Source organism: Rhodococcus wratislaviensis (assembly GCF_900455735.1).
GTDB lineage: Bacteria > Actinomycetota > Actinomycetes > Mycobacteriales > Mycobacteriaceae > Rhodococcus_F > Rhodococcus_F wratislaviensis.
In genome coordinates, this window is the sequence record NZ_UAUI01000003.1 from 108,266 (window position 1) to 128,974 (window position 20,709).

20 protein-coding genes are annotated in these 20,709 nt (G+C 67.8%); 10 read left to right on the forward strand and 10 right to left on the reverse strand.

Going from position 1 to position 20,709, the window contains the following annotated elements:
- The 4 genes from DTA22_RS07825 to DTA22_RS07840 form a co-directional block, all read right to left on the reverse strand.
- Positions 1 to 1,212, reverse strand: a complete 1,212-nt coding sequence (locus DTA22_RS07825; protein ID WP_037231535.1) for an AI-2E family transporter — start codon at positions 1,210 to 1,212, stop codon at positions 1 to 3.
- A 78-nt stretch (positions 1,213 to 1,290) separates the two neighbouring features.
- Positions 1,291 to 1,482: a YbdD/YjiX family protein gene (locus tag DTA22_RS07830; RefSeq protein WP_037231693.1), complete on the reverse strand. Its 192-nt coding sequence runs from the start codon at positions 1,480 to 1,482 to the stop codon at positions 1,291 to 1,293.
- Entirely contained in the window at positions 1,475 to 3,778 is a 2,304-nt protein-coding gene (locus tag DTA22_RS07835) for a carbon starvation CstA family protein (RefSeq protein ID WP_037231695.1), read from the reverse strand. The genes DTA22_RS07830 and DTA22_RS07835 overlap by 8 nt, the downstream gene beginning before the upstream one ends.
- A gap of 126 nt (positions 3,779 to 3,904) precedes the next feature.
- Complete coding sequence (locus DTA22_RS07840; RefSeq protein ID WP_037231538.1) at positions 3,905 to 5,482, reverse strand: FMN-binding glutamate synthase family protein; 1,578 nt, start codon at positions 5,480 to 5,482, stop codon at positions 3,905 to 3,907.
- 119 nt (positions 5,483 to 5,601) lie between these two features.
- Here DTA22_RS07840 and DTA22_RS07845 point away from each other — a divergent pair, with 119 nt between their 5' ends.
- Both DTA22_RS07845 and ychF read left to right on the forward strand, forming a co-directional pair.
- Positions 5,602 to 6,015, forward strand: coding sequence for a CD225/dispanin family protein (locus tag DTA22_RS07845; RefSeq protein WP_112299101.1), 414 nt, complete (start codon positions 5,602 to 5,604; stop codon positions 6,013 to 6,015).
- Between the two features lie 47 nt (positions 6,016 to 6,062).
- The gene (gene ychF / locus DTA22_RS07850) at positions 6,063 to 7,142 is read left to right on the forward strand and encodes a redox-regulated ATPase YchF (RefSeq protein WP_112299102.1); all 1,080 of its coding nucleotides are present in this window, start codon (positions 6,063 to 6,065) and stop codon (positions 7,140 to 7,142) included.
- Here the strand turns inward: ychF and DTA22_RS07855 are convergent.
- Entirely contained in the window at positions 7,132 to 8,532 is a 1,401-nt protein-coding gene (locus DTA22_RS07855; RefSeq protein WP_112299103.1) for an MFS transporter, read from the reverse strand. The two genes, ychF and DTA22_RS07855, sit on opposite strands and share 11 nt — an antisense overlap.
- 55 nt (positions 8,533 to 8,587) lie before the next feature.
- Here DTA22_RS07855 and DTA22_RS07860 point away from each other — a divergent pair, with 55 nt between their 5' ends.
- Positions 8,588 to 9,124, forward strand: coding sequence for a winged helix-turn-helix transcriptional regulator (locus tag DTA22_RS07860; RefSeq protein WP_112299104.1), 537 nt, complete (start codon positions 8,588 to 8,590; stop codon positions 9,122 to 9,124).
- Between the two features lie 12 nt (positions 9,125 to 9,136).
- On the opposite strand, the gene DTA22_RS07865 is transcribed toward DTA22_RS07860, so the two are convergent.
- The 3 genes from DTA22_RS07865 to DTA22_RS07875 form a co-directional block, all read right to left on the reverse strand.
- Positions 9,137 to 10,006 carry a cutinase family protein gene (locus tag DTA22_RS07865; protein ID WP_112299105.1) on the reverse strand — a complete coding sequence of 290 codons (870 nt, stop codon included), beginning with the start codon at positions 10,004 to 10,006 and terminating at the stop codon, positions 9,137 to 9,139.
- Between the two features lie 67 nt (positions 10,007 to 10,073).
- Positions 10,074 to 10,478, reverse strand: coding sequence for a DUF1304 domain-containing protein (locus tag DTA22_RS07870; protein WP_112299106.1), 405 nt, complete (start codon positions 10,476 to 10,478; stop codon positions 10,074 to 10,076).
- Complete coding sequence (locus DTA22_RS07875) at positions 10,475 to 10,942, reverse strand: cupin domain-containing protein (protein ID WP_112299150.1); 468 nt, start codon at positions 10,940 to 10,942, stop codon at positions 10,475 to 10,477. Before DTA22_RS07875 ends, DTA22_RS07870 begins: the two co-directional genes overlap by 4 nt.
- Positions 10,943 to 11,028: 86 nt before the next feature.
- Between DTA22_RS07875 and DTA22_RS07880 the strand changes: the two genes are divergently transcribed.
- Entirely contained in the window at positions 11,029 to 12,072 is a 1,044-nt protein-coding gene (locus DTA22_RS07880) for a helix-turn-helix transcriptional regulator (protein WP_174233770.1), read from the forward strand.
- Positions 12,073 to 12,096: 24 nt separating this feature from the next.
- On the opposite strand, the gene DTA22_RS07885 is transcribed toward DTA22_RS07880, so the two are convergent.
- Positions 12,097 to 14,124 (reverse strand): elongation factor G, encoded by a 2,028-nt coding sequence (locus DTA22_RS07885; RefSeq protein ID WP_037231550.1) that lies wholly within the window; start codon positions 14,122 to 14,124, stop codon positions 12,097 to 12,099.
- Positions 14,125 to 14,262: 138 nt separating this feature from the next.
- On the opposite strand from DTA22_RS07885, the gene DTA22_RS07890 reads away from it, so the two are divergent.
- The gene (locus DTA22_RS07890; protein ID WP_112299151.1) at positions 14,263 to 14,733 is read left to right on the forward strand and encodes an SRPBCC family protein; all 471 of its coding nucleotides are present in this window, start codon (positions 14,263 to 14,265) and stop codon (positions 14,731 to 14,733) included.
- Here the strand turns inward: DTA22_RS07890 and DTA22_RS07895 are convergent.
- A complete protein-coding gene (locus DTA22_RS07895) occupies positions 14,727 to 16,382 on the reverse strand; it encodes an alkaline phosphatase D family protein (RefSeq protein ID WP_112299108.1) in 1,656 nt (551 codons plus the stop codon). The genes DTA22_RS07890 and DTA22_RS07895 overlap by 7 nt on opposite strands.
- Positions 16,383 to 16,506: 124 nt before the next feature.
- On the opposite strand from DTA22_RS07895, the gene DTA22_RS07900 reads away from it, so the two are divergent.
- From DTA22_RS07900 to DTA22_RS07920, 5 genes are all read left to right on the forward strand, one after another.
- Positions 16,507 to 16,719, forward strand: coding sequence for a DUF4287 domain-containing protein (locus tag DTA22_RS07900; RefSeq protein WP_112299152.1), 213 nt, complete (start codon positions 16,507 to 16,509; stop codon positions 16,717 to 16,719).
- Positions 16,720 to 16,842: 123 nt separating this feature from the next.
- The gene (gene htpG / locus DTA22_RS07905; RefSeq protein ID WP_112299153.1) at positions 16,843 to 18,771 is read left to right on the forward strand and encodes a molecular chaperone HtpG; all 1,929 of its coding nucleotides are present in this window, start codon (positions 16,843 to 16,845) and stop codon (positions 18,769 to 18,771) included.
- Positions 18,772 to 18,777: 6 nt separating this feature from the next.
- Positions 18,778 to 19,767 (forward strand): NAD-dependent epimerase/dehydratase family protein, encoded by a 990-nt coding sequence (locus DTA22_RS07910; protein ID WP_112299109.1) that lies wholly within the window; start codon positions 18,778 to 18,780, stop codon positions 19,765 to 19,767.
- Positions 19,764 to 20,333 (forward strand): mismatch-specific DNA-glycosylase, encoded by a 570-nt coding sequence (locus DTA22_RS07915; RefSeq protein ID WP_037231557.1) that lies wholly within the window; start codon positions 19,764 to 19,766, stop codon positions 20,331 to 20,333. The genes DTA22_RS07910 and DTA22_RS07915 overlap by 4 nt, the downstream gene beginning before the upstream one ends.
- 25 nt (positions 20,334 to 20,358) lie before the next feature.
- Complete coding sequence (locus DTA22_RS07920) at positions 20,359 to 20,709, forward strand: hypothetical protein (protein WP_112299110.1); 351 nt, start codon at positions 20,359 to 20,361, stop codon at positions 20,707 to 20,709.

Here is a 20,709-nt window from a genome sequence, read left to right on the forward strand (position 1 = left end):
TCAGTCCGCCTTGGGTGCGACGGCGGCCTGATCGACGGTGACGCCCTCCCGTTCGGCGTCGTCGAGGTCTTCGTTCGCGGCGACGGCGTCGGCGATGTTGCTTTCGGCGCTGTGCTCGTCGATCTGCTCACCGATGTAGCGCACCACCACGGCGGCGACGGCGGCGGCGGGCACCGCGAGGAAGGCGCCGACGATCCCGAACACGGAGCCACCGGCGGTGACGGCCAGCAGAACCACGACGGCGTGCAGTTTCATGCTCTTGCTCTGGAGAACGGGCTGGAGCACGTTGCCCTCGATCTGCTGCACCACGAGGATGATGATCAGCACGATCACCGCGGTGGTGAGACCGTTGGCCACCAACGCGACGAGCACAGCGAGAGCGCCGGCGACGAACGCACCGACGATCGGGATGAAGCCACCGATGAACGTCAGGATCGCGAGGACCGGTGCCAGAGGCACACCGAGAATCAGCAGTCCGGCGCCGATGAAGACGGCGTCGATGAGGCTGACCAGTGCCTGCGTCCTGATGAACCCGCCGAGCGTGTCCCACATGCGTCCCAGCACCACTTCGAGGTGACGGCCGGCGCGGCCGCCGCTGACGGAGTGCAGCCACGGGATGAACCGCGGACCGTCCTTGATGAAGAAGAACGACAGCACCAGCACGAGGCCGAGCGTGATCAGCAGGGAGCTGGCGGTGCTGACCCCGGTGAACACACCGGATGCGATGACCGTTCCACTCTCCTGGACCTTCACGATGATGGTGTGGATGCCCTGGTCGATCTGATCGTCCTGCAGGTTGATCGGCGGACCCTTCAACCAGTCCTGCACCTGGTTGATGCCCTGGGTGGCCTTGTTGGCCAGCTCGGGGGCCTGGCTCACGACGGACGGCACGATGCCCGCGATGATTCCGGCCACGACGGCGATGAACACGACGAGGGACGTCGCGGCGGCCGCCGCCGGTGGGATGCGCCGCCTCGTCATCGCCCGCGTCGGCGGCCACAGCACCGTGCACACCACGACGGCCAGGAGCACGGGGAGGACGATCACCCACAGCTTTTCGATGATCCACCCGAACAACAAGGCACCCAGCGAGATGGCCACGAGGACCAGCGACCATTTGGCCACCCACATCGCACCCACCCCGATGAGATGCCCGCGGTCCGGTTTCGTGACTGTGCTCCCGGACGGCGCCGGGGCTTCCTTCTCCGTCACAGATGGTCCTCCCTCACCGTGTCTGCTCAGCCGATCAGTACTGACAGTACTGGGGGACGCCGGGACGGGTCGGTGAGGTCAGCAGCAGCGGGCACCCGGGTTCGTGTCGGCGTCCGCGTAGCGCGCCTTCCAGTACTCGCGCTCGGTCGGCACCTCGGCGTCCGGATGGTTCCGGCGAAGGTGTTCGACGTATCTGCTGTAGTCGTGGTCGCCCATCAGCGACCCGGTCCACCACCAGGCGGTCCGGACGGCCCCCACGACCCTATTCATCATGGTGATGTGCCCTGTCCGTATGGGTGTGTGCGGCACCGGGCGCGCGCACGGCGCCCGAAGCGATCAGTTCGTTCCATTCCTTTTCGAGTGCCTTCTCGGCGGCGGTGGGGACGAATCCGGCCGGGGCGAAGATCTTCGACGGTTCCTCGGGCGCTTCGGTGGTCGGCAGTCCGCCGGCCCGGAACGCCTTGATGCAGACGAGCGCGCCGGCCACCACGACGACGAGGACGAGTCCGGCGAACACGATGGACAGGGTGCCCTGGATGAACGTGTTGCGGATGACGGCGTCGATGGCCTCCGGGGTCTTGGCCGAACCGAAACTGGTCTTGCCGGCTTCCTTCGCTTCCTTGAACGCGGCGTGCTGGGACCAATAGCCGACGGAGGTGTTGCCGGAGAAGATCTTCTGCCAGGACGCGGTCATGGTCACGATGAGATCCCAGACGAGTGGGACGCCGGGAATCCATGCCCACTTGAAGAGGCCCTTCTTCATGACGACGGCGAGCACCACGGTGAGGGCGATTGCGGCGAGCAACTGGTTCGCGATGCCGAAGAGCGGGAAGAGGGTGTTGATTCCGCCGAGCGGGTCGGTGACGCCCATCAGGAGGATGGCGCCCCACAGGCCGACGACGGCCAGCGAGCACACCCAGGCTCCGACCCGCCACGACGGATCCTTGAATTTGCGGGCGGGTCCGCCGAAGTTGCCGAGCGAGTCGGACAGCATGAACCGGGCGACACGGGTACCGGCGTCGACGGTGGTGAGGATGAACAGCGCCTCGAACATGATCGCGAAGTGATACCAGAACGCTTTGAGGGCGGCGCCGCCGAGGAACTGGCTGAGCACTTGCGACATGCCGAACGCGAGCGTCGGCGCACCGCCGGTGCGCGAGATGATGGACTCCTCGTCCACGCCCGCCGCAGCCTGCGAGAGGGTGTCCGCGGTGATGTTCGGGCTGGACAGTCCGAGGCTGTTCACATACGCGGCGGCCGTCTCGGGGGTCCCACCGGTGAGGGTGGCCGGCGCGTTGAGCGCGAAGTACAGGTGCTGGTCGATGATGCACGCGGTGACGAGCGCCATGATCGCGACGAACGACTCGGTGAGCATGCCCCCGTAGCCGATCAGGCGGGTCTGCTTCTCCTTCTCCAGCAGTTTGGGGGTGGTGCCGGACGCGATCAGGGCGTGGAAGCCGGACAGCGCGCCGCACGCGATGGTGATGAACAGGAACGGGAACAGCGATCCGGCGAAGGCGGGACCGTTGCCCTGGATCGCGAAGGTGGTGACGTCCGGCATCTGAATGGTGGGTCGTGCGACCAGGATGCCGATGGCGAGCAGGAGGATCGTGCCGATCTTCATGAACGTCGACAGGTAGTCGCGCGGGGCCAGCAGCAGCCACACGGGCAGTACGGATGCGGCGAAACCGTAGGCGATCATCAGCCAGGCGATGGTCACCTTGGAGAGCGTGAACCAGTCGGCGCCCCATCCGGTGTCGGCCACCCAGCCGCCCGACACGATGGCCAGGAGCAGCAGCACGACGCCGATCAGCGACACCTCCGCGACCTTGCCCGGGCGCAGGTACCGCAGGTAGACGCCCATGAACAGGGCGATCGGGATGGTCATGGCGATGGAGAACACACCCCACGGGCTTTCCGCGAGCGCGTTGACGACGACGAGGGCGAGCACCGCGATGAGGATGATCATGATGACGAAGACGCCGATCATGGCGGCGACACCGCCGACGACGCCGAGTTCGTCGCGGGCCATCTGACCGAGGCTGCGTCCGCGGCGTTTCGTCGAGATCCACAGGACGAGGAAGTCCTGGACGGCTCCGGCGAAGACGACGCCGATGATGATCCACAGCGTGCCGGGCAGGTAGCCCATCTGCGCGGCGAGGACGGGGCCGACGAGGGGGCCTGCGCCGGCGATGGCGGCGAAGTGGTGCCCGAACAGCACCCGCCGGTCCGTCGGCATGTAGTCCTTGCCGTTCTCCAGGATCTCGGCGGGGGTGGCCCGGTCGTCACGGGGTTGGACGAGTTTGCGCTCGATCAGCCGCGCGTAGAAGCGGTAGGCGATGAGGTACGTGCAGACGGCGGCCACCACGAACCAGACGGCGTTGATGTTCTCGCCGCGGACGAACGCGATCATCACCCAGGCGATGCCGCCGAGAAGGCCGAGGACGGCGAACGTGATCCGCGCCGCCGGTGAGATGGGGGTGCGGTCCACGACGCCGACCGCTGGCAGGTCCGGATCCGTTTTCAGGTACTCGATCTCGGATTCGGGGGCGGCTCTCAGGGCCATCGCGAACTCCTTCCCAGCGCCCCCGTCGTCATTGTGTGCCAGGGGTGACGCCGTCGACAGTTGCCACATCTTTTGTGGCCCCCGTCACCCTATTGTGCCGACGTTCGGTTCGACGAAAAAACGACGTCAGAAGCGAGACGAATCGGCGTCGATCCAGTCGGTGAGCCAATCCGAGGGCGGATCCTCGAGCAGTTCACCGGGCATCAGCCACTCGTACAGTTCCGCATAGGTGCGGGTGGTGACGCCGTCGATCCGCCGGTTGAGCATCGCCGGTGTCAGTTGGTCGAAGCTGTCGAGACCCATCGATGCCACCATCTGCTGGGCGCCGGCCACCGTCGACTTCTGGAACCGGAACACCCTGGCCGCCTTGTCGGGGACGTCGAGTGCGCGGGTTCGCGCCGGGTCCTGCGTCGTCACCCCGACGGGGCAGCGGTTGGTGTGGCACATCTGCGCCTGGATGCACCCGACGGCGAACATCATCGCGCGGGCGGCCAGTGTGAAGTCGGCGCCCTGGATGATCCGTTTGACGATGTCGGATGCGCTGGCGACCTTCCCGGACGCGCCGATCTTGATGCGGTTCCGCAGTCCGGCGCCGGTGAGCGCGTTGTGCACGAGCATCAGCCCCTCGGTCAGGGGCATGCCCATGTTGTCCTCGAATTCCACTGGACCGGCCCCGGTTCCGCCCTCGGAGCCGTCGACGATGACGAAGTCCGGGGTGACGTCGCGTTCGAGCATCGCCTTGCAGATGCCGAGGAACTCGGTGCGCGATCCGACGCACAATTTGAACCCGACGGGTTTGCCGCCGGAGAGCTTTCGCAGGGTGACGATGAAGTCGATCAGCTCGTTCGGGGTGGAGAACGCGGTGTGCGAGGGCGGGGAGATCACCGTCTGTCCGGCCGGCACGCCGCGGGTCTCGGCGATCTCCCGTGACACCTTCGCTCCGGGCAGCACACCGCCGAGCCCGGGTTTCGCGCCCTGCGACAGCTTGATCGAGATGGCCTTCACCTGGTCTGAGGCCGCGTGTTCGGCGAACTTGCCGGGGTCGAAGTGGCCGTCGTCCGTCCGGCAGCCGAAGTAGCCGGACGCGATCTCCCAGATCAGGTCGCCGCCGTGTTTGCGGTGGTACGGGCTGATCGCGCCTTCGCCGGTGTCGTGGGCGAACCCGCCGCGTGCGGCCCCGGCGTTGAGGGCTTCGATGGCGTTGGCGGAGAGCGAGCCGAAGCTCATCGCCGACACGTTGAGAAGCGCGATGTCGTAGGGCCGTTCGCAGTCGGGGCCGCCGAGGCGGACGGTCGGCGGCTCGGGCGGCGCCATCCGGGCGCGCAGCGAATGGGCCATGAACTCGTAGCCGACGGCGTGCACGTCCCGTTCGGTGCCGAACGGTTCCTCGGCGAGGGTGCCCTTGGCGCGCTCGTAGACGAGGTCGCGGGTGTCGCGGTCGAAGGGCGTTCCATCCGTGGACGATTCGATGAAGTACTGCTGGATCTCGGGGCGGATCTTCTCGAGCAGGAACCGTGCGTGCCCCAGCACCGGGTAGTTCCGCAGAATGCTGTGCCGCCGTTGCAGCAGATCCCACGTCCCCAGGGCTGCGAGCGCGAGAACGACGACCGCGGCGAACCACCACCCGGTCGCCACACCGAGGGTCAGGGCGAGAGCGCCCAGTCCGAGGATCCATATCGCGAGGACGATCAACCAGCGGGTCACTCGCTGAGAGTAGAACCTCACGTGAGTGCCGACGCGTACTCCGGCGCACTTTCCCACTCACATGGGGAGGCAGGTGGAATAGTGGACGCACGAGGTCAGCTGCCACGACAGGGGGAGTCATGTCGGAGTCACCGAGCAATCCGGAATCGTCGAGTAATCCGGTGCCGCCGAAGCCCGGCGACACGGGTGCGTTCGGCTACCAGTACCCGACGCAGCAACAGCAGCCGGCGCAGTCGCAGCCGTACCCGGGGCAGTACGGCCCGCCGCCGCTGCCGCCCTCGAACGCCGGGTGGGCGGTGGCCGCCGTCCTCTTCTTCTGGCCGCTCGCGTTCGCGGCGTTCAACCACGTCCACGACGTCTACCCGAAGTGGGCGATGGGCGACTACCAGGGCGCCCAGTACGCGTCGGACCGTGCCAAGGCACTCGGCAAGATCGCCCTGTGGATCTGGGTGGCGCTGATCGTCGTCTTCGTCGTCGGGTACGCCATCCTGATCATCGCGCTCGTCGCGAACAGCGATACCTCCAGCTGGTGAGGCCGATGGTCGTTGATCGGTCGCCGACGCCGTAGAATCCAACGACCGTGAGCCTTACCCTCGGAATCGTCGGACTGCCCAACGTCGGCAAGTCCACCTTGTTCAACGCGCTGACCAACAACGACGTGCTGGCCGCGAACTACCCGTTCGCGACCATCGAACCCAACGTCGGCCTGGTCGAACTGCCGGATCCGCGGCTGTCCGAGCTCGCCCGGATCTTCGGTTCCGAGCGCATCCTGCCCGCCACGGTGTCGTTCGTCGACATCGCCGGCATCGTCAAGGGTGCCTCCGAGGGCGCCGGCCTCGGCAACAAGTTCCTCGCCAACATCCGCGAGGCCGACGCCATCTGTCAGGTGGTTCGCGTGTTCAACGACGACGACGTCGTGCACGTCGACGGCCGCGTGGACCCGGCATCCGACATCGAGGTGATCGAGACCGAGCTCGTCATCGCCGACATGCAGACGCTGGAGAAGGCGCTGCCGCGTCTGGAGAAGGAAGCGAAGAAGAACAAGGAACTCAAGCCCATCCACGAGGAGGCGCTGAAGGCGCAGGAAGTCCTCGACGAGGGCAACACCCTGTTCAGCGCGAAGGACAAGCTGGACTTCGCGCTGCTGCGCGAGCTGAGCCTGCTCACCACCAAGCCGTTCCTGTACGTGTTCAACGCCGACGAGGCCGTGCTCACCGACGAAGCGAAGGTCGCCGAACTGCGCGCCTCCGTCGCCCCCGCGGACGCCGTGTTCCTCGACGCCAAGGTCGAGCAGGAGCTGCTCGAACTGGACGAAGAGGACCGGCAGGAGATGCTCGACTCGATCGGACAGTCCGAGCCCGGCCTGCACGCACTCGCCCGCACCGGCTTCCACACCCTCGGCCTGCAGACCTACCTCACCGCGGGCCCCAAGGAATCGCGCGCCTGGACCATCCACAAGGGCGACACCGCCCCGCAGGCTGCCGGCGTCATCCACACCGACTTCGAGCGCGGCTTCATCAAGGCCGAAATCGTCTCCTTCGACGACCTCGTCGCCGCCGGATCCATGGCCGCAGCCAAGGCCGCGGGCAAGGTCCGCATGGAGGGCAAGGACTACACCATGGCCGACGGCGACGTGGTGGAGTTCCGCTTCAACGTCTGACGGCTGCGCCCCGCACGAGCAATCCGACGACTCCTGCGCCGACGAGTGAGATCAACCCCGTGGTGACGGCCGCATGGTTCCAGCCCGACACCATGCCGTCGACGGTGCCTGCCGGGTCGAGGGCGATGATGCTGACGACGGTGACGCCGATGGACGAGCCGAGGTAGCGGGCGGTGTTGTTGGCGCCGCTGCCGAGTCCGCCCTGGTCGGCGGGCACGCTGGCGACGGCTTGGCGGCCGAGGCCGGCGTTGAGCAGCCCGCTGGCGACGCCGGCGAGCAGCAGTCCCGGGACGAGGCGCAGCAGGGACGAGTCGGGGGAGAGGCCTGTCATCGTGAGCATGGCGACGCCGACGCCGGCGAGTCCGATGACGAGTTGCGGCGACCCGGCCAGCCGGGCGGGGAGTCGGCGGGCGAGCAGCGACGCCACGACACTCGTGCCCGACCACAGGGCGATCACGCCGGCCGCGGCCAGCGTGCTGACGTGCATCGTCTTGACCAGGAACGTGCACGCGAACGACATCAGGCCGATGATGCCGGCCCCGGTCGCGAGGGCCGCGAGGGTGGCGGCCAGGAAGTCGCGTCGACGGAACAACGCGAGGTCGAGCATCGGGAACGGTCGCCGCCGCTCGACCGCGACGAAGGCGAGGGTGAACACGGCTGCGCCGACACCGCAGAGCACGGTGGCGGCGGTGTTCCCCTGCCTGCCCTCGACGAGTGCGACGAGCACCAGGACCATCGCGGCGCACAGCGTGACCGCTCCCGGAACGTCGATCCGCTTCGGGACGGCGGAGCGTGATTCCGCCAGTGCACGTGTCGCGACCTGTCCGATCACGAGTGACGCGACGGCGAGTGCCCAGTACAAGCCGCGCCACCACCCGGCGAGGTCGAGGAGGCCCGCGAGGACGGGGCCGACGGCGATGCCGGCGCCGACGCTCGCGCCCCAGATCCCGCTCGCCGTCGCCCGCGCCGCCGGCGTGGTGAAGGCGTGTGCGACGGCGCCGAGGCTGGCCGCGATCAATGCCGCGCCCGCAACTCCCTGGATCAGTCGCCCGACGATGAACAGGACGGGTTCCTGACTGACCGCGCCGACCACGGCGCCCACCGCGAGAAGCCAGGCGCCCCAGTGGAACACCCGGCGCCTGCCGTAGTCGTCGGCGAGTGCGCCCGCGGTCAGCAGGACCGCGGCGAGGCCCACGCTCATCGAACTGAGAATCCACGTCTGCGCTGCCGGGCCTGCCGAGAGAGCCGCGGCAACGGTGGGCATGTTGCCCAGCGGGGCGCAGAACGCGACCAGGGCGACGAACGTCCCGAGCGATGCGACGGACAGTGTGGTCCCCGGGCGGGGCGAGCGTGCGCGAATCGGTGGGGCAAGCGCGGTTGGTCTGTTCACAAGACTGAACTTAGAACTAATTTGGTCTGGTGACAAGACTGAGGTGCGATAGCATGTGGGCGTGGCACTGGGAACCGGGTACTCGCAGCAGAACTGCAACCTCGCTCGCGCCCTCGAGGTGGTGGGTGAGCGGTGGACGATGCTCGTGCTGCGCGACTGTTTCTACGGCGTCCGCCGCTTCAGCGATCTGCTCGCCCACCTCGACATCTCCCGCGCCGTCCTCACTGATCGGCTGACCGCTCTCGTCGAGGCCGGAGTGCTCGTCCGGGTCGCAGACGGCGGTCATCCCGAATACGAACTCACCGAGGCCGGAAAAGCTCTGTGGCCGAGCATCTATGCGCTCTCGCAATGGGGTGAGCAGTACGTGTCGCCCGGCAGCTACCCGGGCCGCGTGTTCTCGCACGCGGAGTGCGGAACGCAACTCGATCGTTTCGGGCAATGCCCCGACTGCGGCACGATCCCGGGCCCCGAGGACCTGGTGGTCGCGCCGGGACCGGGGGAGGCAGTCCATCCCCGCAGCGATGCCGTCGCCGTGGCTCTGCGTGCACCCCGCCGGATGCTCACTCCGCTGCGTCCGCGCGGTGACGCCTGATCGGCGCGACCCTTACGCCGCGACGCGCAGAGGCGGTTCGAACGTCGCCCGCACCTGCAGCCACTGGGCGAGGATCTGGCATCCGGTGAGCCCGCTCGCATCGAGTGGTTCGCTGGCGTACGCGACGTGCCGCCCGCCCCGTGCGTTGACGACGCGCACACCGCGCCAGACGAGGCGCGGCGGAAGGTAGCCGAGCACCTCGATCGCCGCGGTCCGCAGGCGGCGCAGGTCGGTGCGCCACTGCCGAGGGCTGACACGTGTCTTGGTCGCGTTCTGGAAGCTGTTGTTGCGGATCAGTTCCCACGTCTGCGCAAGCCACGTCCGCATCGCGCGAAACGACATCCACCGGGTGAGGTCCGCGATGTCGCGCACATAGCTGTCTTCGCTGGCATTGCAGATCATGTCGTCCGGGTGCGCGATCCACTGCACCGGCACCGAGTCCGGGATCGGGGCGCCGTCGCCCGCGACACCGCGCCCGCGGCAGCCCGGTACCACCCCCGCGGGCTGCTCGGGGTCGGAGACCAGACCCACCGCGGAGAGGTTGTCGGCGCGCAGGGCCCCGGTGGCGATCTGCCCGAGCACCTCACGGATCACGGTGCATCCCTGCGAGTACCCGATCAGCATGACCGGTCCGGGAGCGTCCTCCATGGCGTCGATCAAGCGGCGGACGCCGACCTCGGTGCTCTGCCGGTAACTCAGTCCGCCCGCCGCGACCGGCCCGTACGACGCCGGATAGCCGACCCACCGCGACGCGAACCGGTCGTCGAGGGCGTCGGTGACGTCACGCAACAGTCCGGTGACGTGGCGTCGGTGGTCGTCGGGGTGGGACTCTCCGGTGCCACCGACAGCGAGAACGGTCACCTGGGACATGGCTCCCATCATGCCGACCGCGAATCAGGATCCGTTCGGTCGACCCTGAGAAGTTCCTGGCAATCGGACGCCGTGGGTGTCACCCGATCGCCAGCGCGATCAGGGCCACCAGCGGGGGCACGCTCTGTGACAGTGCGCCGACGACGCCGTCGCCGCGCTGTCGGCTGAGTGCCATGCGGTCCGACACGGCCAGGGCGATGCCCGCCAGGAACATGAAGAGGCAGGTGTAGACGACGAGGGTGCGACCCGGAGTGTCGTGGCCCGCCCACCACAGGATGACGCCGGCGATGGCGCCGGAACCGAGGAACAGGTTGTAGAAACCGACGTTGAACGCCCACAGATGGGCGGCGGGCACGTCGCCGCTCGGGATCCGGAAGATGCCCTCGTGTACCGACGGCCTGCGGAACAGGAACGATTCCCACACGAACGCCAGCAGGTGCACGCCTGCGGCGATCAGTGTGGCGATCTGCGCGACGATGATCACGGCGCACCTGCCCCGGTCGCGAGTTCGACGCCGTACCGGTCGGTGACCTCGTGCAGCAGCCGGTCCATTTCCTCCGGCGAGTACCTGCCACGGCCGACCGCGTCGAGGTCACCGAAGAAGCCGCTGTTGGACGCCCCGGCGGTGACGAGGAGGAAGTCGGCGGACTCGGAGAGGACCGTGAACGTATTCATCGTTCCCGCCTCGATGGCGATGGTTTCCCCGGCCTCGAGCTCGTATCCGGTGTCTCCGGCCTGGACGAGAATCCGGCCGCGCAGCACGTGGTAGGACTTCGACCACGGCTCGGCGTGCAGCGGGCCGTCCGGTGCGTACCGGGACGCTTCGACGAGGAAGACTTCGTACGCCCGGCCGGCGTGATCGCCACCGACCAGGACCGTGATGTCGGCGTCCGGTGCGGTGAGGTGCCTGCCGTCGCCTGCTCTGATGACGTGAACGTGGGTGGACATACTGCGACGGTAGAACCGGCGCACCTCGCTGCCCATCCCCGGAATCTGGGATGGTGGTGTGCCTGTGACCAGCGCATACTGTGTGCATGCTGGAGGTCCGGGCGGAAAAGCTGCGCCGGGAGGTGCTTGCGGTCGCGGGATCGGGTGCCGGTGTCACGCAGCTGCACGAGCGCGCCATCGAACTGGTCGGTGAGACAGTGCGCAGCGACCTGACGTGCTGGGCGATGCTCGACCCGGAGACACTCGCGATCAGTTCGATGACCAGCGGGCGCAGCCGGATACCGCAGCAGTACGAGCCGCTGCTCGCCGAATCCGAGTACAACGGCGATGATCCGGGCACGTTCGCCGAACTCGCCCGCAGTGGCCGAACCGTCGCGCGGGCCTCGGACCTACCCGCGGACGACGTGGCGCACAGCATCCGTCACGGCGCGGTGTGGGCGCCGCTGGGGCTCGGCAGCGAGGTCCGCCTCGTGTTCCGCGTCGACGGCGTGTGCTGGGGCGCAGCAGGATTCGTGCGGTCCGGACCGGATTTCACCGACCGTGAGCTCGAGTTCCTCACGCTCGTGGCCCCCGGCCTGGCGGTCGCGACACGGGCCGCGTCCGTGCACGCCCCGGCGATCTCCGGTGGCGGTGACCAGGGTCCGGCGGTGGTGCTGACCGATGCCGCCGGCGATCCGGTTGCCCTCACGGCCGCTGCCCGCGGTTGGCAGGATCGCTTCGACGCGGTGGCCCCGGGCAGGCTTACCGTCGTGTTGCGGGCCGCCACGTTCGGGGCGCGGTCGAGCGGTTCGGGGATCTTCAAGGCGCGTGTCCGCGATGCGGAGGGAGGCTGGATTCTGGTGCGCGCCACGGCCCTGATCGGCGGCGACGAACCGCAGACGGTGGTCACCCTCGAACCCGCGGTCGGCGGCGAGCTCACGGGACTGCTGCTCGCGGCGTATGCGGTGACCGCACGCGAGCGTGACGTGTGTGCCGACGTGATGGCCGGCTACGCGACGTCCGAGATCGCGGACCGCCGCGGCATCACGGTGAACACCGTCCAGGACCACCTGAAATCGGTGTACGCGAAGGCCGGGGTCCGCAGCCGCGCGGAACTCGCCGCGCGGCTGCGGACCGGTCGCGAGCACTAGCGGCGGCTCACGAAGCGTTCAGTGTCAGCGCGGTTCGGGCCGCTCCTGGTAGCACTTGAAACTCAGTGCGAGACGGCCACGCCCGTGTGTCATCGAGCGCAGGGCGACCGGATAGTCGGTGACCTCGCTCGTCGGCACCGACGCGATCACGGTGATCTCGCCGTCCCCTGCCGGTTCGGTGCCCTCGATCTGGCCGCGCCGCCGTCCGAGATCCGCCATCACGTCACCTTGGAGCGCCGACGGCACCGTGACCTCGACGTGGTCGACGGGTTCGAGGACGAGAGTGCCCACCTTGTCGATGGCCGCACGGAGGGCGAGTGCCCCCGCCATCCGGAAGCTGAAATCGTCGGAGTCGACCGAGTGATGTTTGCCGTCGAGAACGGTGGCCCGCAGGTCGACGAGCGGAAATCCGTGCCGGCCTCCGCGTCCCATCGATTCGGCGATTCCCTTGCCGACGGCGGGAATGAGGGACTTGGGTATCACGCCACCGCGGGTCTCGTCGACGAACTCGTAGCCCTCGTCCCGGGGGAGCGGCTCGAAGCGGACGGTCGCCACCCCGAACTGGCCGTGGCCGCCGCTCTGCTTCTTGTGGCGGCCCTCCGTCTCCACGGTGCCGAGCAGCGTCTCGCGGTAGGCGATCTTGACCGGTTCGGTCTGGAGGGTGATGCCGTACCGCCGCTTCAATCGGGTCAGCGCCACCTGCACGTGCACGTCGCCGGCGCCCCGGACCACCGTCTGATGGGTTTCGCTGTCGCGGGTCACCTCCAGCGTCGGGTCGTCGCTGACGAGCTCCGCCAGGGCGGTCGCCAGTTTGTCCTCGTCGCCCGCGCTCTCGGCGGCCACGGCAATTCCGTAGACGGGACGCCGGTGCACGATCGGGGGCACGGTGAGGGACGAGCCGATCGGCGCGAGGGTGTCGCCCGTCGAGACGTCGGTCAGCTTGATGGCGCCGACGATGTCGCCCGCCTCCGCGGTGTCGATCGCGGTGTGTTTGCTGCCGAGGACGCGAAGGAGGTTGTGCAGGCGCTCCTTCGCACCGGTGCGCTGGTTGACGAGGATGTCGTCGGCATGCACGGTGCCGGAGAGGATCTTCAACAGCGCCACCTGACCGACGTATTCGTCGGTCTGCGTCTTGAAGACGTACGCGAGCGGGTCTCCGGACGGATCGCACCGCACCTCCGCGACCCCGTCGCCGACGACCTCGATGCCGGGGACCTCCGACGGTGCGGGCGCGATCCGGCACACGAAGTCGAGCAACCGGTCGACGGCGATCGCATCGACGGCCGACCCGCACAGCACCGGCCACAGCGAGCCCGCGGCGAAACCCGCGCGGAGGGCGTGCTCGAGTTCGGCCACGGAGATGTCCTCCCCGTCGAGATACTTCGAGAGCAGGTCGTCCTCGATCTCGACCACGTCCTCCACGAGATGCTCGTGCTGTTCGTGCTCGCGGTCGGCGATGTCGGCGGGCAGTTCGTCGCTCGTGTTCGCGGACCCGCTGTCGTAGAGGATGACGTGCTCGGTGAGGAGATCGGCGACCCCGGTGAACGCCGACGCTTCGCCGACGGGCAGGTCGACCGGCTCGACTCCGGACCCGAAATGGTCGCGGATCCCGGCCAGGACGACATCGAACGACGCCCGCTCCTTGTCCATCTTGTTCACGAACAGGATGCGCGGGATGGATCGCTCGCCGGCCACCTGCCACAGCAACTCGTCGTTCACCTGCAGACCGCTGACTCCGTCGATCACGAACACGGCGACGTCCGCGACCCGGAGCGCGGTCATCGCGTCGCCGACGAAATCGGCGTAGCCCGGCGGGTCGAGGAGATTGATCCGGTAGTCGCCCCACGAGAAGGAGGCCAGGCCGAGCGTCAGCGACTGGGTTCGGTCGTGTTCCTCCGGCTGGGTGTCGAGCACGGTGTTACCGCTCTCGACGCGTCCGGGCCGGGTGACGACACCGGCGCGGAACAGCATCGCCTCCGCGAGCGTCGTCTTCCCGTTACCCTGATGTCCCACCAGAGCGATATTGCGGATCAGATCCGTCTCGGTCGTCACTGCTACCCCCACCACAGCACTGTCGTTGGGTCGCTCCCGACGATACCGCGCGCGCGACCGCCGGCGAGGCGTTATCTTCCACCTGGACAGGTGGGCGCGACCTCGTTCCACCACACCCGCTACCGAATGGAGACCGGCATGGCCTCGGACGACTTCCTCGTCGAACGTTCCACCGTCATCGATGCGAGCCCCGACGTCGTTCAGCCGCTTCTCGACAACTTCCGGCAGTGGCAGTCGTGGTCGCCGTGGGAGAACGTCGATCCCGATTTGAAGCGCACGTACTCCGGCCCGGAGTCGGGCGTCGGCGCCGCCTACGCCTGGGAGGGCAATCGCAAGGCGGGGGCGGGGTCGATGGTGATCACCGAGTCGGTGCCCGGTTCGAAGGTCGTGCTCGACCTGAAGTTCCTCAAACCGTTCAAGGCCGACAACGTCACGACGTTCCTCCTCGAGCCGAACAGCGCCGGGACCACCGTCCGCTGGCAGATGACCGGCAAGACCAACCGTTTCTTCAAGATCGTGGGAGTCCTCTTCCCGATGGACAAGATGGTGGGCAAGGACTTCGAGAAGGGGCTCGCGCAGCTGAAGGCGACGGCCGAGCAGCGTCAGTAGTCGTTTCCCGTCGTCAACTCGAGGTCGGTCATGGTCTTGAAGCGGGGCGTGCCGTCGCTGTCGTTGCGTGCCTGTTCCATCACGAGGCGGGCGGCCCGTCCGTTCAGGTGGAGCGTCGCGACCTGGTCGCCGAAGAACGGTCCGGCGACCTTCGACCAGTCGATGGGGACGGGTGGCACCCGCGACACCCGGCCGAGGATGAAACGCACGGTCCGCTCGGTGGCGCGCCGCCACGAGATCCGGAACGTCACTTTCATGGCGGCCGGAACGTAGTTGTGCAGGGGTGAGCACGTCAGCTGGTACACCAGTGACTGCAGCTTCTCGGCGTAGTGCGCCTGCGCGACGTAGGCGTGGTGGACGTCGCCGGACAGCACCGAGATGGTGGACGGCGCCCGGCCGGCCGGGCCGGCCTTGCGGCCTGCGCCGACCTCGGCGAAGAGGCGGGCCAGCCGGTCGAACGAGTCACGGAACGCCGCCCAGTGCTCGAGGTCCGCACCCCGCCGGATCTTCTCCGCCACGGCCGCCACCCGCGGGCCGCGGGACCCGGCGGCGAGCCGTTCGTCCCAGGACTCGAGGTCGTGAAGGGCGCGAGGCAGCAGCCACGGTAGTGACGTCCCGACGAGCAGGTGGTCGTAGTCGCCCTCGGTCTGATGTTCGATCCACGCGAATTCGGGGTCGGACACCATCTCGCGGCGACCGCCGGAGAGGATGCGACCGCACCGCGAGTCGATGACGAGCAGCCTCGCGGCCCCGAGGTCCCGGCGATACGACCATTGCATGCCCTTGGCCCCGTCCGCTTCCTCGTCGGCGGCCGACGCGAACTCGCGGAGCATCGGCTCGACGTCGCCGCCGTGCTTCCGAACGCGTTGGTACAGTTCGTTTTCGGCGAGGTGGCTCGGCGCCAGGTTCCCGAGGTGCTGGTAGACCCAGTACGAGGACAGCGCGCCGACGATGCGCTCCTCCCACCACGACGTGGCCTCGATTTCGGCGCGCCAGGACTCGGAGGTGTTCCAGTCGTCCCGGACGTCGTGGTCGTCGAAGATCATCGACGTCGGCACCGTCGACATCAGCCAGCGCACCTGAGGGTCCGTCCACGATTCGGCGTAGAGCCAGGTGTACTCCTCGAAATTGCGCACCTGCGGCCCCGGTGGTTCGTTCACGTCGTGGATCTCGGCGACCCGGGCCTCGGTCTCCGGGGAGAGTTCGTCGGCGTACACCTGATCCCCGAGCAGCAGCAGGGCGTCGGGCCACTGGTCCGGCGACTGTTCGGCCATCCGCACCGCATACGCGTCCAGGGCGTCGGCGCCGAGGTGCCGGTTGCCCTCCGTCGTGGACATCGTGGCGAACCGGCACGACCCGAACGTGAGGACGAGCGTGTCGTCGTCCTCCCGGAGCGTGCGGATCACCGACGGGACGGCACTCGGTAACGGCCACACCGGGCGGCCGTCGAGGGTTACCTCGTACGGGGTGGTCGACCCGGGCTCCAGACCCTCCACGACGACGAGTGCATAGTGGTGACCCGACACGTTCCACGTGCGTTCCTCGTGGCCGAGGACCCGGACGGTGCACGCCTCCGACGTCTCGACCCACACCGTCGCGTCGCTCGTGCCGACATGTCTCAGCAGTGGCCCCAGAATCAGCTCCGCCATGACGTCATCCTGCCGATGTTCGTTCCATGCAGTCAGCTTACGGACGTCGGCGTCGGCGAGGGCGCGACATCCGAAGATGCTTGTCGGACAGTATGTGTCGGCGGGTGCCGGTAGCCTGTCGCGCATGGCTGAACCAGTGAAGGGGCCCGCGTCCTATTTCCCGTCGATCGAGGAGAAGTACGGTCGGCCGATCAGTGAATGGCAGACGCTCATCCGGGCGTCCGAGCTGACCAAGCACATGGAATTGGTGAGCTGGCTGAAGTCCGAGCACGGCCTCGGGCACGGCCACGCCAACGCGTTGGTCGCGTACACCCTGAAGGAGGACGCCGCCGGCTGACCGTCTCGGCACGGGTGCGGCGGGATCCTGACCTCTCGCCGCGATGAATCCGGTATTCGGCCGCGGGCTATCATTCCGACGACGAATCTGGTGTCGAGGGTTCTGCTGTCGAAGGGAATCGAAGTGAGCACGAAAATCGAACAACTGGAGTTCCAGGCGGAGACCCGCCAGCTCCTGGACCTCATGATCCACTCGGTGTACTCCAACAAGGACTCGTTCCTGCGGGAGCTCATCTCCAACGCCTCCGATGCGCTGGACAAGTTGCGGCTCGAAGCCTTCCGCAACAAGGAACTCCACGTCGACACGTCGGATCTGCACATCGAGATCGAGGTGGACGCGGAGCAGCGCACGCTCACCGTCCGCGACAACGGCATCGGCATGTCCCACGAGGAGGTCGTCGACCTCATCGGCACGCTGGCCAAGTCCGGCACCGCAGACCTGCGCCGCAAGTTGAAGGAAGCGAAGGACGCCGCCGCCTCCGAGGAACTGATCGGACAGTTCGGCATCGGCTTCTACTCGACGTTCATGGTCGCCGACAAGGTCACGCTGCTGACGCGGAAGGCCGGCGAGAGCGAGGCCACGCGCTGGGAGTCGAGCGGCGAGGCCACCTACACGATCGAGGCGGTCGACGACGCCCCGCAAGGCAGCTCCGTCACCCTGCACCTCAAGCCCGAGGACGCCGAGGATCACCTGCACGACTACACGTCGGAACGGAAGATCAAGGAACTCGTCAAGCGTTACTCCGACTTCATCGCGTGGCCGATCCGGATGAACGTCGAGCGCACGGTCCCCGCGGAGGGCGACGGCGAGGACGAGGTCACCACGACGTCCGAGACGATCAACTCGATGAAGGCGCTGTGGGCGCGCTCGAAGGACGACGTCTCCGAAGAAGAGTACAAGGAGTTCTACAAGCACATCGCCCACGCCTGGGACGATCCGCTCGAGGTCATCCCGATGAAAGCGGAGGGCACGTTCGAGTTCCAGGCCCTGCTGTTCATCCCGTCCCACGCCCCGTTCGACCTGTTCATGCGGGACGGGAAGACGGGTGTGCAGCTGTACGTCAAGCGCGTCTTCATCATGGACGACTGCGATCAGCTGATGCCGGAGTACCTCCGCTTCGTCAAGGGTGTGGTCGACGCTCAGGACCTGTCCCTCAACGTGTCTCGTGAGATCCTTCAGCAGGACCGGCAGATTCGCGCGATCCGGCGCAGGCTCACCAAGAAGGTCCTCACCACGATCAAGGACCTGAAGGCCGAGCGGCCCGACGACTACCGCACGTTCTGGGCGGAGTTCGGCCGTGCGGTCAAGGAAGGCCTGATGTCGGACACCGACAATCGGGAGGTGCTACTGGGTATCTCGTCGTTCGCGTCCACCCACAGCGAGGACGAGCTGACCTCGCTCGAAGACTACGTGGCGCGCATGAAGGACGGTCAGGACCAGATCTTCTACGCCACCGGCGAATCCCGGCAGCTGCTCGAGAGTTCACCGCACATGGAGGCGTTCCGTGCGAAGGGCTTCGAGGTGCTGCTGCTCACCGACCCCGTGGACGAGATGTGGGTCGGTGCCGTCCCCGAGTTCGACGGCAAGTCGTTCCAGTCGATCGCCAAGGGCGAGGTCGATCTCGACACCGAGGAAGACAAGAAGGCGCACGAGTCGGAGCGGGAGGAGCAGGAGAAGGACTTCGCCGGCCTGCTCTCCTGGATGGCCGACGCGCTGAGCGAGCAGGTCAAGGAGGTGCGGCTGTCGACGCGGCTGACCACGTCACCGGCCTGCATCGTCGGCGACGCGTTCAGCATGTCGCCGGCACTCGAGCGGATGTACCGGGCGTCCGGGCAGCCCGTTCCCGTCACGAAGCGCATCCTCGAGCTGAACCCGACCCACCCGCTCGTCACCGGGCTGCGGGAGGCGCACGGCGAACGCGACGAGGATCCGGCGCTGGGGGAGACCGCGGAGCTGCTCTACGGGATGGCGTTGCTGGCCGAGGGCGGCGAACTCGAGGATCCCGCCCGGTTCACCACCATGCTCGCCAACCGTCTCGCCAGGACGGTGTAGTTCACGTTGCTGGTATTGGTCACGGGGGGAACAGGTTTCGTCGGGGCATGGAGCGCGAAGGCGGCGGTGGACGCCGGCCACCGGGTGCGCTTCCTCGTGCGGGATCCTGCTCGCCTCGTGACCAGTGCCGCGGCACTCGGACTCGACACGTCCGATCACGTGGTCGGTGACATCACGGACGCCGAGTCCGTGCGCCGCGCGCTGGACGGCTGCGACGCCGTCATCCACGCCGCGGCCGTGGTCGCGGTCGACCCGCGCCGCGCGGAGGAGATGCTGCAGACCAACCTGGCCGGCGCACAGAACGTGCTGGGAATCGCGGTCGAGTTGGGCCTCGACCCGATCGTCTACGTCTCGAGTATCGCCGCACTGTTCCAGCCCGACGCCCGGATGCTCACTCCAGACCTTCCGGTGTGCGGGCCTCCCGATGCCTACGGCCGGAGCAAGGCGCGTGTGGAGCAGTACGCTCGCGACCTTCAGGCCGACGGCGCACCGATCGCGATCACTTATCCGGGCATGATCGTCGGCCCGCCGGCCGGGAACCAGTTCGGCGAGGCCGCCCAGGCAGTCGAGGCCGCCGTCCACCTGCGGGGTCTGCCCGGGCGGAGCGCCGCGTGGACGATGGTCGACGTCCGGGAGGTGGCGAGCGCGCACGCCGCCCTCCTCGAGCCGGGGCGCGGCGCCCGCCGGTACATGCTCGGTGGTCCCCGGATTCCGATCGCGGGGATCTCCGAGATGCTGAGCGTGATCACGGGCAAATGGATGGGGGTGTTCCCCGTTCCGGACGTCGCGTTGCGCCTGGTGGGCAGGCTGGTCGACGCCGTCGACCGGTTCGTCCACATCGACACCCCGATCTCCGAGGCCGCGATGGAGTACTACACGCGGATGCCGGACACCGACGACCGGCCGAGCGAGAGCGAACTGGGTGTGAAGTACCGCGATTCGGCGGAGACCCTGGCCGACACCGTCGCGGGGCTGACGGAGGCGGGCCGACTGTGAGCTTCACGCGTGCGGAGTTGGAGTCGTTCCGCGATGCCGAGGTTGCGGACCTCATCGGACCGGGCTGCCGACTGTTGTTCGTCGGGATCAACCCGGGACTGTGGACGGCCGCGACCGGGGCACATTTCGCGCGCCCGGGCAACCGGTTCTATCCGGCTCTGCTGGCCGCGGGGATCATCGAGCGTCCGATCGATCCGACGGCAGGGATGTCGGACGCGGATCGCGAGCACCTGATCGAGCGGGGCGTCGGCATCACCAACCTGGCCCCGCGTGCCACGGCGAAGGCGGACGAGTTGACCGGTGAGGAGCTTGCCGTCGGCGCCGAGCGCTTGCGCACCGTGGTCCGCGACACCACTCCCCGGGTGGTCGCCGTCGCCGGAATCACCGCCTATCGCACGGCTTTCGGGGAGCGTGCCGCGAAGAAGGGCAAGCAGCCGCGCGACCTCGAGGGCGCGGAGTTGTGGCTGGTCCCGAACCCCAGCGGACTGAACGCCCACGAAACCGTCGCCACGCTGGCCGCGTCGTACCGGGAGGCGGCGATCGAGGCGGGAATCGTATCCGGCTGACCGGGCAGGTCGCTAGGCTGCGGAGATGACCGTCGTCTACAACCTCGTCTTCGTCTGCCACCTGCTCGGCATGGCCGCCCTCGTCGGCGGCTATTTCGCGGTGCTCGGGGCGCCGCGGATCTCCGAGGTCATGGTGTGGGGTGCGCGGCTCCAGTTCGTGACGGGACTGATCCTGGTCGGGCTCGGCGAGGCCGCACTGGACAAGGACTACAACCACGTCAAGATCGGTGTGAAGCTTCTGCTCTCACTGGTGGTGGTCGCGCTCGCCGAGATCGTCCGGGGCAAGCAGAACAAGGGGCAGGAGAACCAGAACCTGGTCCACGTGGTCGGTGGGCTCGGCATCGTCACCGTACTGGTGGCAGCTCTCTGGACCTGA

Bases quoted from the DNA above. Each gene is read 5' to 3' on its own strand.
- DTA22_RS07830 (WP_037231693.1), bottom strand. From the start codon at position 1,482: ATGAATAGGGTCGTGGGGGCCGTCCGGACCGCCTGGTGGTGGACCGGG.
- DTA22_RS07835 (WP_037231695.1), bottom strand. From the start codon at position 3,778: ATGGCCCTGAGAGCCGCCCCCGAATCCGAGATCGAGTACCTGAAAACG.
- DTA22_RS07845 (WP_112299101.1), top strand. From the start codon at position 5,602: ATGTCGGAGTCACCGAGCAATCCGGAATCGTCGAGTAATCCGGTGCCG.
- DTA22_RS07865 (WP_112299105.1), bottom strand. From the start codon at position 10,006: ATGATGGGAGCCATGTCCCAGGTGACCGTTCTCGCTGTCGGTGGCACC.
- DTA22_RS07875 (WP_112299150.1), bottom strand. From the start codon at position 10,942: ATGTCCACCCACGTTCACGTCATCAGAGCAGGCGACGGCAGGCACCTC.
- DTA22_RS07880 (WP_174233770.1), top strand. From the start codon at position 11,029: ATGCTGGAGGTCCGGGCGGAAAAGCTGCGCCGGGAGGTGCTTGCGGTC.
- DTA22_RS07890 (WP_112299151.1), top strand. From the start codon at position 14,263: ATGGCCTCGGACGACTTCCTCGTCGAACGTTCCACCGTCATCGATGCG.
- DTA22_RS07895 (WP_112299108.1), bottom strand. From the start codon at position 16,382: ATGGCGGAGCTGATTCTGGGGCCACTGCTGAGACATGTCGGCACGAGC.
- DTA22_RS07900 (WP_112299152.1), top strand. From the start codon at position 16,507: ATGGCTGAACCAGTGAAGGGGCCCGCGTCCTATTTCCCGTCGATCGAG.
- DTA22_RS07920 (WP_112299110.1), top strand. From the start codon at position 20,359: ATGACCGTCGTCTACAACCTCGTCTTCGTCTGCCACCTGCTCGGCATG.